Genomic DNA, 15903 nt, shown 5'->3' with positions numbered 1-15903 from the left:
AAGTGGAAGATGCGAGACTCCTGCGGGACTAGCGTGACAGGTGAGACTCCCGCCGGTGCTTGCACCAAGAGGCTCACCGCACGCCCCGCGGAAAGCGAGCAGCCTGGAACGGAAATCAACAGCTTACAGACTTCTTGGACAGCCCCTAAGTTTTTATTTAATAATATCGTTGCAATCCCTAAATAAAGCTTTGTTCCCTAAGACCGTCTCCTGCAATATAAATACATTAACAGGACTGAACCAGGAGATGAATAATGGTAGAAATGATTCCAGGTAAACTGTATATTGGTGGTCTAATCAGGAGTGAAGATTGGGGATTTATTCAACAGAATATCACAGCTATCATTAACTTAAGAACAACTCCGGATGATCCTCCGTTTGACTTTTCTGGACGTGTAATGATTTGGGCTCCGTTGACGGTATATTATGCTCCGGATATCCCATGGGTGGTAAAAATGATGAACCAAATGAACCAATTGCTTGATTCAGGGTACCGTATTCTCGTTCACGATACAGCTGGCTATCAGCGTTTGGGATTTTTTATAACCGCCTTTTATATGCAGAGATTTAACCTAGAGCGTGATCAGGCACTTGCAATGGTGCGGCAAAAAAAACCTGATTTAGATCCTCCTCCAAATTACATGGAGCTATTAAAAACATATGGTGTTTATCTAAAGCAACATTTAGTCTAGCAAATAGAGTGCCAGGCACCCCCATTACACACTTGTGTAATGAGTGGTGCCTGGCACCTTTAAATGGCACCTTTGCACTCACCATTGTATAGCTCTTATTATTGGAGAAAAAGATTTTAGGGTCTCTTTTAAGCATCAGCATGCGAGGCCCAAAATGATAGAAAATCAACATTATGCTTTAACAAAACCAAATAAAAAAAGCCCTCGCAAAACGCAAGAGCAATCAAATATTATACACTCGCCACCTGCAAAAGGGTCAGCCCCGACTCCTTCAAGTTCAGCGGCAGGTAGCCTTCTACCTCGAGGATCGGCTGGTTAGGTCTATCCGGGAACACATGGCGGATCTCCGCTGTTTTCCCATTGCGCAGCGGAATTTTTCTTTCTTTCAGAGCTTCCATCAAGTAGTTGGCAAACGGTATGACCACATCAATATCCAGCCGATTTCCCCGTGCATCCTTAATGAGCTCATCCACGGCAAAAAAGATCGACCGATTGTCTTTATAAACTCTTCTGGAGCAGATGGCATCAAACGTATCCGCCACAGACAGGATCCGGACTAAAAATGGAATGTGCGAAGACACTTTATTCGGATACCCCGTTCCATCCAGCCGTTCATGATGCATCAGTGTACCAAGTAGAATTTCCTGAGGGATACCCGCTTCTTTTAAAAGATTGTAGCCATACTGCGGATGCCTTTTCATGATCTCAAATTCCTCGTCCGTCAATCGTCCTGGTTTGTTCAGAATCGCCGGGTCGATCTTGAATTTGCCGACATCATGAAAGATACCCATCTGTGCCAGCATGTTTTGTTCATTCTTGCTCAGATACAGCATCTGGCCTATTTTTCTTGCGACCAAACCAACATTCAGACTGTGCTGATACAAATATTCATCCTGGCTGAGCTGTTCCTTCAGCTGAATGAGTGAGATGTTGTCCTTGGTGACCAACCCTGAGAACACCTCTTTTATACAGGTGGCATCTTCACTCGTTAAGACTTCCTTTTTATAAATGGACGCATACTGCTCTTTCAGCTTTGAAAGGGTCTCTTGGTATACCTTTTTCACTTTTTCTTCCTCTGACAGAGGCTTCTGCCTGATGCTGTCTCTTTTGATCGTTTTCACATCATACTTGGCCAGCAGCCGCATATGAATTTCATTAATGACTGTACCTTTTCGAAGAAGCAAGATATTGCTAGAGGAATACAGATCGTCTAACAGTTCTTGTCCAATTTCAATCTTTACCTGATCCACGTCTCATTTCCCTTCCATTCTTGTTCTATTTGTATTTATGTAAACCGAACCTGATTTCGTCCGTTTTGTTTTGCTAAGTATAAAGCTTCATCTGCTTTTTTTAGTAAAGGCTTCTCCCGAATGGTTGGATAGTGGGCAACACCGAGCGAGACCGTCACACAGATCGCCTCACCTGTACTTAAAGTGAACGGGTGCAGCTCAACAGCCTTCCGTACCCTTTCTGCAACTTCAACAGCTTTTGGCAGCGTACAGTCCGGAAGAATAACGCTGAACTCCTCCCCACCATTCCGGCAGACGATATCATAGGACCTCGTGGACTGAAGCAGCACCCTTCCCATTTCCCGAAGAACTCGATCACCCTCCTGATGGCCGTATGTATCGTTCACCTTTTTAAAAAAATCGATATCGAGATAGATGAGTGACAGTTCTTCTCCTTTTTCTGCCGCCTGCTGGACCCGCTCATTAAACACTTGTTTAAAGTAGCGGACATTTCCGAGCTTCGTTAAGAAATCCGTATAGGATTCCCTTTCATACCGTTTAAATAAGGAGTGGGCCTTCCGGAAATGCTCACATAAATAAACAGCCAGCCAGCCTCCTGCAATACACATCACCCAATAGACCGGCAGGATAATTCCAATGATCTGTTTATCCTGCACTATCACTAGAAAAATGAGGGAAAACATCATGTTTGCATACAATAGCATGGCGGCCACTTTTGCAGTAAAAGCCCATTTCTTCCGGCAAAAAATCAGAAAACCAAGGTACGTTACGATGATGATGATCGCTGCCATATTGGACGCTTCGTTTACCCCGTATAAAAAACGGCCGCCAGCAATCAAGGCTGTACAAATGAATCCCGGCAGCCATCCCCCATAAACCATGGCAATCAACAGCGGAATGTAACGAAGGTCAGCACGGATCTCATCTGTCACATGGATGGAATAAAGCATTAATATATTGCCGAGAAAACCGCCCGACACACCGGCGACAACCTTCGTCGAAAATGGAGCCGCTGCATTGAGCGGCCTGTCCTTTGCCCACTGGCAATACAAAAACAACAGGGCAATCAAAATGGTTATGTTTACAAAGAAATCTTTTATGATCATTTCTGTTCGGAATGTCTCCTCACTTATGCGATTGAACTATTGCGGCAATACCGCGGCTTTATCATCAAAAATATCCGCGATCTCCTCAGGGGAAATCGGGCGGCTGAATAAATAGCCCTGTGCCTCATTGCAAAGTCCCTGCTGCAAAAACCGGAGCTGTTCCTGTGTTTCAACTCCTTCCGCAATAACCTTAAGCTCAAGGTTATGAGCCATAGCAATGATGGTGCTGACGAGCGCCATATCCTTCGTATCAGCAAAAATATTGCTCGTGAACGACCGATCAATCTTTAAGCTGTCGATCGGAAACAGTTTGAGATAGCTTAAGGAGGAGTACCCGGTTCCAAAATCATCAATGGAAAGATGAACACCCATCGCTTTCAGATTATTCATCATGGAAATGGCATGCTTTGAATCCTGGATGATACTCTCTGTCAGCTCGAGTTCAAGGTATTGAGGATCCAGGCCGGTTTCTTCCAGTGTTCTGCGGATGGCCTCAACCAGGCTCGTCTGCTGAAACTGCCGGGATGAAACGTTGACAGCGACCCTGATGAAAGGATAACCTGCTTCCTGCCAAGCTTTGTTCTGGCGGCAGGCTTCATACAGCACCCATTCCCCGAGAGGAACGATCAATCCTGATTCTTCCGCCAGCGGAATGAATTCAGCCGGAGAAATGTTTCCAAATTCGGGATGCTCCCAGCGTAATAGGGCTTCCACACCGACCAGCTCATCGGAATGAATGTTAAACTGTGGCTGATAGTACACGGTGAATTCTCCGTTCTTCAATCCCCTGCGAAGACCGATCTCCAGCCTGATTTTCCGGGATAGCGCCTCGTTCATTCCTGGAGTATAGAACTGAAAATGATTCTTTCCGTCCTCCTTCACCCGGTACATGGCGGTATCGGCATTTTTAATGAGTGTTTCTTTGTCTTTGCCGTCTGAGGGGTAAACGCTGATCCCGATCGAAGGCGTTATATACAGCTCCTGCTCATCGATGACAATAGGATCGCTGAATGCCTGAAGAATCCTCGCTGCCTTTTGGGTAATCTCTCCTGACGCCGTATTGGGAAGAAGAACAAGAAACTCGTCCCCTCCCTGCCTTGAAACGGTATCGGTCTTATCCGTACAGCCCTCAAGCCGTTTTGCCGTTTCAATCAATAATTGATCTCCGGTCGCATGCCCAAGTGTGTCGTTAATAATTTTAAAGCGGTCAAGGTCAATGAACATCATGCCGATCATCTGCTGGTTGATTTCTGCATACTCGAGCGCTTTTTCCATACGGTCCATCAGCAGCAGGCGGTTCGGCAAACCTGTCAGTGAATCGCGGTACACCATCTGGTTGATCTTCTGTTCCGCTTTTTTCCGGTCTGTAATGTCCCGGATGATGCTGCTGAAATAGGTCTCGTTCTCTTCTGTCCATGCTGCGAGTGAAAGCTCGATCGGAAACTCGCACCCGTCTTTCCTGCGGCCTTCAAGCTCCACTGTTTTTCCGATCACATATGTCTTGTTTGTCTCCAGGTAGCGTTCCATGCCCTGCTGATGTGCGGTTCTGAAACGCTCGGGTATGAGCATTTGAAGGTTTTGCCCGATCACTTCACTCTTCTCAAATCCAAAGATATGTTGTGCTCCCTGATTCCAGGAGATAATGATTCCTTCACTGCTCGCCAGAATGATCGCATCGTTCGCCGACTCGATGACCGATCGGAATTTCCGTTCGGATTTCAGCACCTGAGACTCGAACCGCTGATCAATAAAAAGACTGATAAATACCAGCCCTAAAACGAACAGCATGCCAATTCCGACGGCATATGCCAAATAGACCGGATTAAATGAGGTGCCTGGCACCGCCAAATGATGATCATGGTGAGCAATGGAAGCGGATGACATCCCGGTATAGTGCATACCGGCGATGGCAAACCCCATGATCAGGGCGCTCACAGTTTTTCTCATCCACAATTTCCCCTTGCCGCTATCCTGCTGAATGGAAAAGAGCAGGTACAGAGCGGCAAGTGACGTGACAAACGCGATAACTGCGGACAGCCACCATAGCCAAGGATTATAGATGATCCCGCCCTGCACAATCATCGCTTTCATCCCAATATAGTGCATGGATACGATCCCCGCCGCCATCAAAAGAGCCCCGAAGATCACCTGGAACGCTTTTAAGGACGAACGGCTGACCATCCAAAAAGCGAGTCCGGATGCAAGGATGGCCGGAAAAATCGATACGATGACGAGCAGCAGATGGTAGGTCACCGGAACCGTTAGATGAAAGGCGAGCATTCCGATAAAATGCATCGACCAAATACCCATTCCCATCGTAATGGCGCCGCCCCAAAGCCATAAGTAGCGCAGTCTTCCTTTTGTTTTATCTATTCGAATTCCTAAATCGAGTGCTGCATAGGACGCTGCACAGGCAATAAATATAGAGAGCAGCACTAATGGCAGCTGATAGTAGCCAGTAATCATGTTCATTTTCATGATGATTGTATGTCTCCTGCCCGTTTACGTAAAACGTATAGTTATATACCTATTATCGGTCTAATTACCTAGACAGTTAAGCTTTTAACCAAAATATGGTTTGTCGCGATTATTGTACTTATTGGCGAAATTTTACTATCAGTAAAAAATAGACTTTTATACTATTTTAAGAAAGTAAAAAAACGAATCTTTTTACCTATTTTTATTAAACACCCTCAAAAAATAGCTATCTAAGAAAATTTATCTCTTAAAACTATTGCAATATAAGTAATATACCTGTAAAATTCATAACGTATTTTTCCAATTAACTGATGAAAAGGGGTATTTTTCAAAAATGGGTAAGTCATTAATTAAAGTTTTAGGGGTAGGGGTATTATCTTTAGGACTTCTTGCTGCCTGTGGGGATGCAGAAGTTAAAGAAGTTTCTGGAGAAAAGCATAAGTCTGCTGAAAAAACAGAGAAAAAAGAAGAAAAGAAACCAAGTTTTTATAAATTAGGACATACCGTTTCGATTGATGGAATGGAAGTCACCATCAATAAAGTATCCTGGGGCCATACCATTCAAGGGGTACCTGCAGAAAAAGGCAAGGTCTTAAGAATTGAAGCAGCAGCTACCAACAAATCACAAGACAATGGATTCGTTGATAGCACAGAGTTTCAAGTCTATGCGGCTGATGGACAGAAATACGAAGGATATTTTGGTAATGATGATGCCAATATGTCTGGAGGAGAACTTAAAAAGGGAAAATCCCAAACTATGATTCTTGAATTTGACGTGCCTGAATCTAAATTTTACGAAGTCTATTATGAGCCTTCTTTCAGCTTAAAAGATAATGCAGAAATTAAATATAAAGTAACTAAAGAAGAAATCAAATAATTGGAGGCCAACATGAAGAATAAAGCTTGGATAGCTTGCCTCCTGGGAATCTTTTTAATTCTTAGTGCATGTGGTACGAAAGAGGCGTCTACCGCCAAAAAGGATACAAATTCAGCTGATGTTTCTAAAGAAAAGACAGCAAAATCTGAAGAAACGGCTACTGCAGAAGAAGAAAAGTCTCCAAAAGAATTATTTACTGGCATGTACAACGATTTAGTGAGCAATATTACTGATGACCAGCTTTCATTAGAATCAAAAACTTCTGATTTTATCGCAGCTCATATGGACTGGTTCCCAGCAAAAAACCCTGCTGAGATTAAGGCCGTTAAAAAGAATACGGATAACTCTATCAGCACAAAACACCTTAATAAGAACATTGCTCCATATAATGGGAAGTTAGTAACTTTTCAGGGGAATGTCGTTAGTATTGAAGAAGTAAATGATGACAATGGAGATGTCGCTCTTTCCTATATTCATCTTATGGATGATGATATGCAGTCTCATGTATTCATCTATAAAAAAGGAACAGATATTTTAGAAGATGACACGATAAGATTTTGGGGAGTACCTGTTGGTCCATGGTCTTTTGAGAATGTAAGCGGCGGATCAACAAATAATATTTTCTATATTGCTTCTCATGTGGAAAAACTATAAAAGGAGAGAAATAGATAATGAAAACATGGATAACTGTACTGGCGGTTTTGGGCGCTATTTTTGGATTGATCAGCGGGTTTTTAGTAACTATGGGTGGAGAGTTATTTAGTGAAGCAGATATGAGTAATGATGGAGCGGGAGTATTTTGGGCCTCTTTCTTTGCTTTTGTATTTGCATTTACTTCTTGGAAGTGGAGAAAAATTTCCGGAATAGCTCTTGTTATCATTGCTTGTTATGGTTTCTATGCAAATGGCCTTTTCTTCACACTAGCCTTCCTTTTCCTAATCGTTGCAGGGCTGATGGCTGTATTTAGCAAGAAAAAAGTACAAAAAACCGTTGAAGCATAATCATACTGTTCAAGACAAGAAAAGACCGATTTTAGTCGGTCTTTTTTGTTTTAACATTCAAAATTTCTTTTGATGTAATTCGTAAATAAGACCCATCTGGGTCGATTAATCTAAAATCCTCCAGCCCCCATGTAAATTTACCTTCCACCTTTAATAAGCCCAAAAAAAAGGCCAGGGAAATTCCCCAGCTTTTTTAGTCTATAATTTAAATTTCGAAACAACATCCTGCAGTTCTTCTGCAAGATTGGTAAGAGATGTGGCTGCTGCGTTTACTTCTTCCATGGATGCGAGCTGTTCTTCTGAAGCCGCGACCACTTCCATTGCGCTTGCGGATGTTGTGCCCGCTACGTTCGACATCTCGGCAACATGGCCGGAAACCTGGCTCACTTCCTCATTGATCTTCTGAGAGGTAGCGGAAATTTCCTTGATTTGCTGTGTTACTTGAACGATCGCATTTAAAATGGTAGTAAACGATTCATTAGTCTTTTGAGCGATTTCTAATCCTGAATCTACTTTTTCCTTCACATCATTGATAGATGTGACCGTATTCTTTGTTTCTTCCTGAATGTGTTTCGTCATAGCTGATATATCAAGTACAGATTTTCGTGTCTGGTCAGCAAGCTTACGGACCTCATTGGCCACGACGGCAAACCCTTTACCCGCATCTCCCGCGCGTGCCGCTTCAATCGCTGCATTCAGCGCAAGAAGATTCGTCTGTTCAGCGATATCATTGATAATGTTCAGGATCGAACCGATCTCCACGGAACGCTGGCTTAAGTCATTCAATGCCTGGTCGGTTCCTGCCACCGAGTGATGAATGAAATCCATCTGCTGAAGTGTATCGTGCACAAGCGCCGAGCCCTGCTGCGTCTGTTCGCTCGCATTCTCCGCCAGTTCAAGCACCAAGGCTGCTTTTTCGGAGATCTGCTCAACAGCGTTCTTGCTGTGCTCAACAGACCGAACGGATTCATCCGACATCTTCGTCTGGTTTTCTGCCCCTTCTGAGACCTGCTGAATGGAGGCGGTAATCAATTCGCTTCCTTTCATCGTCTCATCCGCACTCGCCATAAGCTGTTCTGCCGAGGCAGCGACTTGTCCGGACCCGTTTCCGACCTGGGTAATCACCGCTCTTAAGTTATCGATCATCTGCCCAAATAACTGATTTAATTCATACACTTCATCTTTCGTTCGCACCCTTACGCCTTGCACAGCCAGATTCCCATTGGCCACTTCCCCGGCATTTTCGGTAATCCTTTTCAGAGGATCGACAATTCTGCGGGTCATGATAATGGATAAGACAAGGCTTCCGAGAACCAAAATGATAAGAGCAACCATTGAGAAAGTAATCATGCCCTTAATCTTTTCCTTCAGATCCGCCTGCATCCATTCGTACTGATCATTGATCTGCTGCTTCAGCTGATACACATCATTGATTAATCCTTTTGTCCTGAGGGACTGGCGTTTGATCTCTGCCTGGTCACCTTCTTTTACAGCAACATCAGACTCGCTTTTCAGCTCATCGAATTTACTGCCGATCCGTTCAATCAGCTGCATTTGTTTTTTATCTGTCAGCCCTTTTTTCATCTTATTGTAATCAGAAGCCAGTATCTGAAAATCATTGGCCACATCATTCGTGTTGCTCGCTGAAATGTTCAGGGAGTAGGCACTTAATGATTTTTCAAGGCTCTTGGCGGAGCTGTTCAGCTCTTCCACCTCTACTAAAACCTTTACTATCTTTTCAGTCGAAGAATTCAGTTTCGTCATTCCGAAAATGTTATAGCCGATGATGATCACTGACAGCAGCAGCGGCACAATCGATATCATTAAAATTTTTGCTTTCAATTTCATGGTGTAAACTCCTTCTGGCCTCTACAGCTCGATGTGAATCGTTCCCTGTGAGATACCTTCCTTTAACTCATTCAATTTGGCTTGCTGCTTGGCGTTTAGATGGATCCCACGGATCGGAGCGATGTCGATGCCGCCCTCTTTGATGCCAAGCACGCTGTCTTTTTCTTTTATATGTCCTGTTTTGGCCATCTGTTTTGCTGCTTGATAGATCGCAACATCCACTTTTTTCACCATCGATGTGGCAATCGCTTTTTCTGCAAGGTAGTACTGGTCCGTATCCACGCCTAAGGCATGAACTCCTGCTTTTTGCGCTTCCAGCAGTGCACCGACACCGGTAAACCCTGCCGGCGGGTAGATATAGTCCGCTTTCTTAGCGATCATCTTTTTAGCCATTTTTTCGCCAAGCTTATCATCATCAAACGTTCCTGCAAATTCTGAAATGACTTTTGCTTTTGGATTAACAGCCTTCATTCCTTGGATATATCCCTTTTCAAACTTGCGGATCAGCGGAACATCCATACCACCGATAAAGCCGGCTACATTGCTTTTTGTTTTCATTCCGGCAATCGCCCCAACGAGATAGGATCCTTCTTCTTCCTTAAAGGTAATGGAATAGACATTCGAAAGCTTGGATTGAGAATCAATCAATAAGAATTTCTGTTTCGGATACTTTTGAGCGACCTTTTCCATGTCCTTCTGCATGGAGAATCCAAGCCCGATTACCAGGTCGTTTCCTTCCTTCACAAGAGACTCAAGCCCGACTTCATAGGTCTTACTTGTCGCAAGCTCGCGATAGTTGAAGACGATGTCCTGTTCATCACGAGCTTTTTCCAGACCGGCAAACCCCGCATCCGAAAACGACTGGTCCCCGAGTCCCGCATCCGACAGCATGATGCCGATCTTCACTCTTTTTTTAGCCGCAGCGGACTGCGCTTTTTCCATCGAACAGCCGCTGTTAATGAGCAACGCGGCAATTATTGCAAATATCACTGTATATCGTTTCATGTTTTTTCATCCTTACTGCTTTATATTTGCTCCTCTATATTAACGGCAAAATTTGTCGAATGTTAACATCGGACGAAAATGTTGAAATTTTCTCTCTATAAAAAAGGATGACCAATACAAAAAAGCATATCAAGCCTTAGAGACTTGATATGCTTCAACTTAATTCCTTTTCATCCTGGGTAAACAAATTTTAAGAAAATGACCTGGTTCAACAATATCGAGCTCAAGGGTGAAACAGAATTACATCACTTTATTGGAGGGTAACTTTCGTTCAGTGTCCCACGAGACAGGCTTATTTTCATTGATGATGTACTTCTGGATATGATTGTAAGTGTTTCCAGTATTCCGCCCATTTGTACATTCAATGAGTCTGGAATATTGGCTGATATGATAATAAGTTTGTGTATTACTGTAGCTATTAACAATTTTCGAGTGCAGATCACGGAACGTCTCCGCGATATCCCCAAAAGCAATCTCTTTTTGCAATATATTTGGAGCACCATATTCTGCTTCTGCCAATTCTTTATCCTCCCAATAAAAAATGACATTGCTTCCGCCAGCAAATGCATAATATGTAATCGAGGAATAATCCGATATGACGACCTTGCTGCTTAGAAGAGCATCCTTAATATCCCCTACAAAAAAAGAACTTTCATAAGTATCATAGATTTCCGGAAACTGCTCTTTCAAAATAATTTTAGACTTCGGGTGAAGGACGATATTGATCTTTTTATCATGATAAAATTCTTCATCTTGAATTAATTTGATAAAAGATAAGTATCGATCTAAATAACTTCCCTCTTCAATTTTCCCAGTTAAATCCCATGGCCGCCATGTAAGCATGAAGGTGATCGTGCTTTTCTGTGTGTTTTTCTCCTTTACGTACAAATCAAGATTAGGGAGGCCCGTTACCATTAGCTCGTGATCAGAATATTGGGTATGATTCAGGAATAAATCTTTTTCATAGTTAGAATTGACGAGCAAATAATCAGGAGCAATAGGTACTTTACGATTAAAATACCCTCGTTCGAAAATATTCGTAGCCAAGCTCGGTCCATGCTGCAGCATGATTTTTTTATCAGTAGAAAGGACTTTTTTCTTAATATAATAGTCGTTATCATACAGACGGCGCTGTATATGGCTTACCAAGTCAGAGGACTGGAAACTTCGAGCCCGGAAAATATAATAGAACGACCAAAAGCTGTTCTTGGCAACAAATGATTTTCCGAATTGCTGTTTAAAAGCCTGATAATCCGGGTGACTCTTTTCTAGAATATAGATACATGGATTACCTTGCTTATAAGCAAATTTAAAAAGTTCAAAAGCTGATTCCGAAGCGCCTGCACTAAATTTTTCAAAATAAATATCATATTTTTTCTTATTAAATGAAAAAAGGGCAAACAAGTAAGCAAATGCTTCTTTTAGGACAATCCATTTTGACATCATACTTGTTATTACGATAACATACTGCCCTGTAATTGATTTTCGTATGAATAATTCACTGTTCAACTTCCTTAAACGAAACGATCCTGTATTGTACAGATAATGTCGTTTACTATAGACGTGTCTGGAATCTGACTTTAAATGAAACCAAAAGTCATAATCCTCGTTCGTAAGTCTAATATAAACAGGTGTATTAATCTCGCTTGTCTCTACATAATGCTGATAAATATCCTTCATCGGAACAATGGACCAGTAAGCATGTACAAGCATAGCTAACCTGCCTGTATTCATGGCAAATCGTTCCCGAACTTTTAACGGAAAGAGAAAGTGAATCTTAACATTTACACTTTTATCATAACCAAAAGCCAGATAAGCCTCGGTGAAGGAATAATTTCGAAACCTCATCACTCCAATAAATAAAAAACGATAGAATAGCAGCAAAACCATACTTCTGAATAAAGGAGTTTTCTCCAGCTTTTCAAGTGTCCTATTAATTACCCCGCTTTTTTGCCGGGTTTTAATAAAAGAGAGATTCCCTTTTGTATCGACAAAGAAAACTACTCTTTCATCTCTCGTCCTGGGTACTCTGATGGTTTGCAGTATGGTAAGCGGTTCTATGTCTGGAAAATTAATCTTTTCTCCGGTTTCTTGACTATAGACATAATACTTCATATTTGATTTCTTTTTCTTATTAATGCTTTTGGTTCCATTAAAAACACAGTAGTCATCTGATAAAACAAGACTTCCACGCTGATGGTAACTAAAAACTCTTTGTTCCACGTTTTCCTCCTTTATAATTCCCCTAGTGTCCCTCCATATTTTTCAACACTATAGATTTTTGATAAACACCAATTATTTCAAATAAGTTAAAAACAATACTATGATACCATTAATAGGATATTAAATATAGTGGGATTTAAGATGAACCTTCAGTGAAGTAGCAGTTGAAACACATTTGAAATACCATTTTCATATCCTAGAAAAAATGTTGAGGAATGCCGTTAAAAAATACAAATGCTCTTCATAATAGCATTTCATCAGATGTTTCATTCATCGTGTTATAATCTCCATGTATTTCACACGGGAATATCAACCTCATATTCACCAATTTCAGACCAGTTCCAGGGTTGTTTGGGGAGTTCGCAAGGTTCGGATCGGTGATTCTGTGAAGGGCTAATGGTTAAATGAAAGCTCCTGATGCTTTACTAGGCATGCAGGAGCTTAAAAACTCTTAATCTATTATTACCTATATTGAAACGTTTAATTAATTCTTAATCAGCTCATTGATCGCATTCTTAGTAATGATCTGGATGTTCTTATTCGTTGAAGCAATATACCCTTTTCCATAAGGATCCAGATACCAGTTCCAATAGAACGTACCTGCAGCAAACACCTTTCCACCTCCTGGGTGCGGATACCAAGTGACATGGGATTTCGTATTCACTCCATAAAGGTTAATATTGGACTCGCCAACAACTTCAACACCTGGAAAGGTTCCGTCATACGCATCAACTTCCCCGCCTATAATATTTCGAATGGTATCTCCCGGTTTAATGGAAGTTCCCTTCAGCAGCCAGTGCGGTTTCGTGAATGTAAGATCGTTATATTTTGGTTTAGGAATCCCTGCATACTGTAGACCGAGCAAATTCTTTTCCGGCATGTTGACCGGCTTGGCACGAAACTGCGTAGTCGTTAACTGTGGATTGGTTTCTGTGATTGGATCCGGATTGTATTTGTACCCATACATCATCCCAGGGATTTTTTCGTCAAATCTCACCTGCCAATACGCCACATTCGCATTAAAAACTCCCAGCCCCATTTTTTCTCTATTTACCTTATCATCAATAGCTTTCCTCATGTTCATCGTCCAATACTCGTCATGGCCAGGAATAATAAGAGCATTAATTTGGGATTTCTTCAGAACGCCATTGTGCACATCCTGATCTGTAAAATACGTAACGGAATAATTTTGCCGTTCCACCCAGCGGACAAAATTATATTCATAGGCAAAAAATTCTCCAGAACCGTTGTTGGAGGTATATGGCCGGTTATAGGACGCCTGATAACCAGCAGTTTTGTTTGTACTATTATAACCGTACAGACTCTTTCCTCCCCAGTTGTTGTAGGCCTGGTAGGTATTCGTTGAAATAAGAATTCCCAATTGGCCTTTAGGCGTGCTCTGCTTTACTACAAAAGGAATATAGCTCTCTCTTTGACTCGTATCCACCAGCTTTGCCATATACACGCCGCTTTTCCAATAGGAAGGCACAGTAAACGTAACGCTTCGCACCCAATTAGCCTCAGCAGCCTCGCCTTCCGGTTGTTTATTCTGAGGTTTACCAGGAAAGGTGTTCGTTTTCGTCATATACACCGAGCCTACTCCAGCATTGTATCCCATTCGATAAAATTCGATAGAAAACGGTTTCTCATTATGAATATAGAATGAGAGTACTTTTCCAGGTTCAATAGAGGATGTGTTGGTATAGCCCTGCAGTGTTTTTCCTGCAGGATTTGTAATTTTCCAATGATAATCAGAGGGTTTTACTCCAGCAGCAGCCTGGGCAGATTCATTACCTTCGAAAGTAATGAAGGCAAATAGAAAGATTAAGAATAGTTTTTTCATGATCCTCTCCTTTGGGAGTATTTTCCAGTATCATAAGGATAGAGATTGGTTGCATCATTTGATGGGTGGGTGTTGTTTTTTAAAGAGTTTGTGGTTGGAGTGTTTGGTGGTTGTGTGGGTAATAGGTGCGGTTTTTGGAAGGGTTGGATTGGAATTCTCTTATGTAGTTGGAATATGAAATTAAAGGCTACAGCAAAAATATACTATTTTCTGCTGTGGTTGTAAGAGGAGATGGGACTATTTTTAAGGTAAGAAGAAAAAAAACGTCCATAAACGAATACTCTAATTCTTCTTTTTAATTCATTACACCACTTTGATATTTGATTATTAGCAAAAGTAGTAGAAGAGTGAAAGTTTTTAAAACGTTAAAAAGCAAGTGGGAAGGTCTAGATCTCCACCGTTCTTGGTTTTTTATTTATAGAAAAGTCGTTTATCCACTTTAAAAAATCATCAGAAGTTTACACCTGAAGAAGTAAATGTAACGGTTGCTAGTGGCGTTTCTACAATTACGATCAGTAATGTGGATTCTACTAAATTAGCTTCTGGTATTTCATTGAAAGCTTTTAGCAGTTTAGACATCTTTGATGCTGCTGGAAATAAACTTTCTGTACCTGCTAACATTACTGTAACTCAATAATATCTCTTTAAAAAATAGCTCTAATGAGCCTTTTTAGAGCTATTCTTTATTAAGATAGGTGTGCTAAATTTAAGGATTATATTATTTTTAATTTGGCACCCCTTTCCTAAAAAACCACAAAGACAATTTAATCTGTACCCCTTGTAAAGGACATTGAAAAAAGCTAGGCTACTTTAATAAGATGATCTCTGTATTGAACAGGGGTCATCTTTTTCATATTCCATTGGTATCTGTATTAATTACCGAATGGCAGCTTTTTTTCTTGTTGGAGCTCTTTTAAAGATTTCACACGATATTACCTCCAGCAGGTTGTCCAAAGAATGATTCCTGACGGGAGTTGTCCCAACAGTTTCCCCTTCGGGACATGGAATGCCCATTTGAATTTTTTAATCAACTTTTGATAAACAGGGCTGATATAGTGCCCACCTTGGTTATCCGTAGCGATATAAAGTGTTATTCGATCAGAGACCTTATGCGCTAATACTTCATTGGTTGCTGCGTCAAAAATAATGGATAGATACGCCCTTTTTCCTTTTCCAAAATACAAGTATGTGATATCTGTAAGTTCGCCAGATCAAGATGGTTTTGGCCGCTCGGTTTGATGTTATCGCCAACCTTAAATTAATCAGAAAAATCATGAAGAAATATGGGATTGAATGTCCTATTCGGAGAGCCAATCCCTACAAGCGGATAATAAAAGCGACCCAGGCGCACAAGGTTGTTCCGAATTTGCTTAAAAGGGAATTTAAACAGGGAGTCCCCTACAAGCCCCTTTCTTGAAGTTCTAAATTTATTCTTAAATACGCCTTTAGAATCTTTTTCTCCTTCACTTTTCTTCGTTCAACCTGTCCAGCTGAAAAATAGTGATAATAACTCTGACCAGATACACCAGCTACTTTACAAAGGTGGGAAACCATCCCCTATTTATTTTTCCTGTCTATAA

Annotated in this window: 12 protein-coding genes and 2 pseudogenes; 5 read left to right on the top strand and 9 right to left on the bottom strand. The window is 41.5% G+C overall.

Annotated elements, in window-relative coordinates; all coding sequences use genetic code 11:
• The first annotated feature begins 254 nt into the window (after nucleotides 1–254).
• Nucleotides 255–692, top strand: a complete 438-nt coding sequence (locus tag P4361_RS22865) for a dual specificity protein phosphatase family protein (RefSeq protein WP_328091178.1) — start codon at nucleotides 255–257, stop codon at nucleotides 690–692.
• 230 nt (nucleotides 693–922) lie between these two features.
• Here P4361_RS22865 and P4361_RS22860 read toward each other — a convergent pair whose 3' ends face one another.
• Genes P4361_RS22860 through P4361_RS22850 form a run of 3 tightly spaced genes read right to left on the bottom strand, consistent with a single transcriptional unit; the run spans nucleotide 923 to nucleotide 5526 of the window.
• A complete protein-coding gene (locus P4361_RS22860) occupies nucleotides 923–1942 on the bottom strand; it encodes an HD-GYP domain-containing protein (RefSeq protein WP_328091177.1) in 1020 nt (339 codons plus the stop codon).
• A 35-nt stretch (nucleotides 1943–1977) separates the two neighbouring features.
• Nucleotides 1978–3048, bottom strand: coding sequence for a diguanylate cyclase (locus P4361_RS22855; protein ID WP_328091175.1), 1071 nt, complete (start codon nucleotides 3046–3048; stop codon nucleotides 1978–1980).
• A 36-nt stretch (nucleotides 3049–3084) separates the two neighbouring features.
• Nucleotides 3085–5526, bottom strand: a complete 2442-nt coding sequence (locus P4361_RS22850) for an EAL domain-containing protein (RefSeq protein WP_328091173.1) — start codon at nucleotides 5524–5526, stop codon at nucleotides 3085–3087.
• Nucleotides 5527–5860: 334 nt separating this feature from the next.
• Here P4361_RS22850 and P4361_RS22845 point away from each other — a divergent pair, with 334 nt between their 5' ends.
• The 3 genes from P4361_RS22845 to P4361_RS22835 are packed head-to-tail and all read left to right on the top strand — an operon-like array spanning nucleotide 5861 to nucleotide 7404.
• Nucleotides 5861–6403, top strand: coding sequence for a DUF4352 domain-containing protein (locus tag P4361_RS22845; RefSeq protein ID WP_328091171.1), 543 nt, complete (start codon nucleotides 5861–5863; stop codon nucleotides 6401–6403).
• 12 nt (nucleotides 6404–6415) lie between these two features.
• Entirely contained in the window at nucleotides 6416–7057 is a 642-nt protein-coding gene (locus P4361_RS22840) for a hypothetical protein (protein ID WP_328091169.1), read from the top strand.
• 17 nt (nucleotides 7058–7074) lie between these two features.
• The gene (locus tag P4361_RS22835; protein WP_328091168.1) at nucleotides 7075–7404 is read left to right on the top strand and encodes a hypothetical protein; all 330 of its coding nucleotides are present in this window, start codon (nucleotides 7075–7077) and stop codon (nucleotides 7402–7404) included.
• Nucleotides 7405–7602: 198 nt separating this feature from the next.
• Here P4361_RS22835 and P4361_RS22830 read toward each other — a convergent pair whose 3' ends face one another.
• From P4361_RS22830 to P4361_RS22805, 6 genes and pseudogenes are all read right to left on the bottom strand, one after another.
• Nucleotides 7603–9252 (bottom strand): methyl-accepting chemotaxis protein, encoded by a 1650-nt coding sequence (locus P4361_RS22830; protein ID WP_328091166.1) that lies wholly within the window; start codon nucleotides 9250–9252, stop codon nucleotides 7603–7605.
• Between the two features lie 21 nt (nucleotides 9253–9273).
• Nucleotides 9274–10257 carry a BMP family ABC transporter substrate-binding protein gene (locus tag P4361_RS22825; protein WP_328091165.1) on the bottom strand — a complete coding sequence of 328 codons (984 nt, stop codon included), beginning with the start codon at nucleotides 10255–10257 and terminating at the stop codon, nucleotides 9274–9276.
• A 240-nt stretch (nucleotides 10258–10497) separates the two neighbouring features.
• Entirely contained in the window at nucleotides 10498–12480 is a 1983-nt protein-coding gene (locus tag P4361_RS22820; protein ID WP_328091164.1) for a CDP-glycerol glycerophosphotransferase family protein, read from the bottom strand.
• Nucleotides 12481–12964: 484 nt separating this feature from the next.
• Complete coding sequence (locus tag P4361_RS22815) at nucleotides 12965–14323, bottom strand: N,N-dimethylformamidase beta subunit family domain-containing protein (RefSeq protein WP_328091163.1); 1359 nt, start codon at nucleotides 14321–14323, stop codon at nucleotides 12965–12967.
• A gap of 450 nt (nucleotides 14324–14773) precedes the next feature.
• Nucleotides 14774–14944: a hypothetical protein gene (locus tag P4361_RS22810; RefSeq protein WP_328091161.1), complete on the bottom strand. Its 171-nt coding sequence runs from the start codon at nucleotides 14942–14944 to the stop codon at nucleotides 14774–14776.
• Between the two features lie 179 nt (nucleotides 14945–15123).
• Nucleotides 15124–15390, bottom strand: a pseudogene (locus P4361_RS22805) (IS3 family transposase); the annotation flags it as partial.
• 137 nt (nucleotides 15391–15527) lie between these two features.
• Between P4361_RS22805 and P4361_RS22800 the strand changes: the two are divergent.
• Nucleotides 15528–15734 (top strand): annotated as a pseudogene (locus P4361_RS22800) (IS3 family transposase); the annotation flags it as partial.
• Between the last annotated feature and the right edge of the window lie 169 nt (nucleotides 15735–15903).

Origin of the sequence: Fictibacillus sp. B-59209 (assembly GCF_036216745.1) — a bacterium.
GTDB classification, from domain to species: Bacteria; Bacillota; Bacilli; order Bacillales; family Fictibacillaceae; genus Fictibacillus_C; species Fictibacillus_C marinisediminis.
This window is presented reverse-complemented; position numbering and strand designations above follow the sequence as displayed.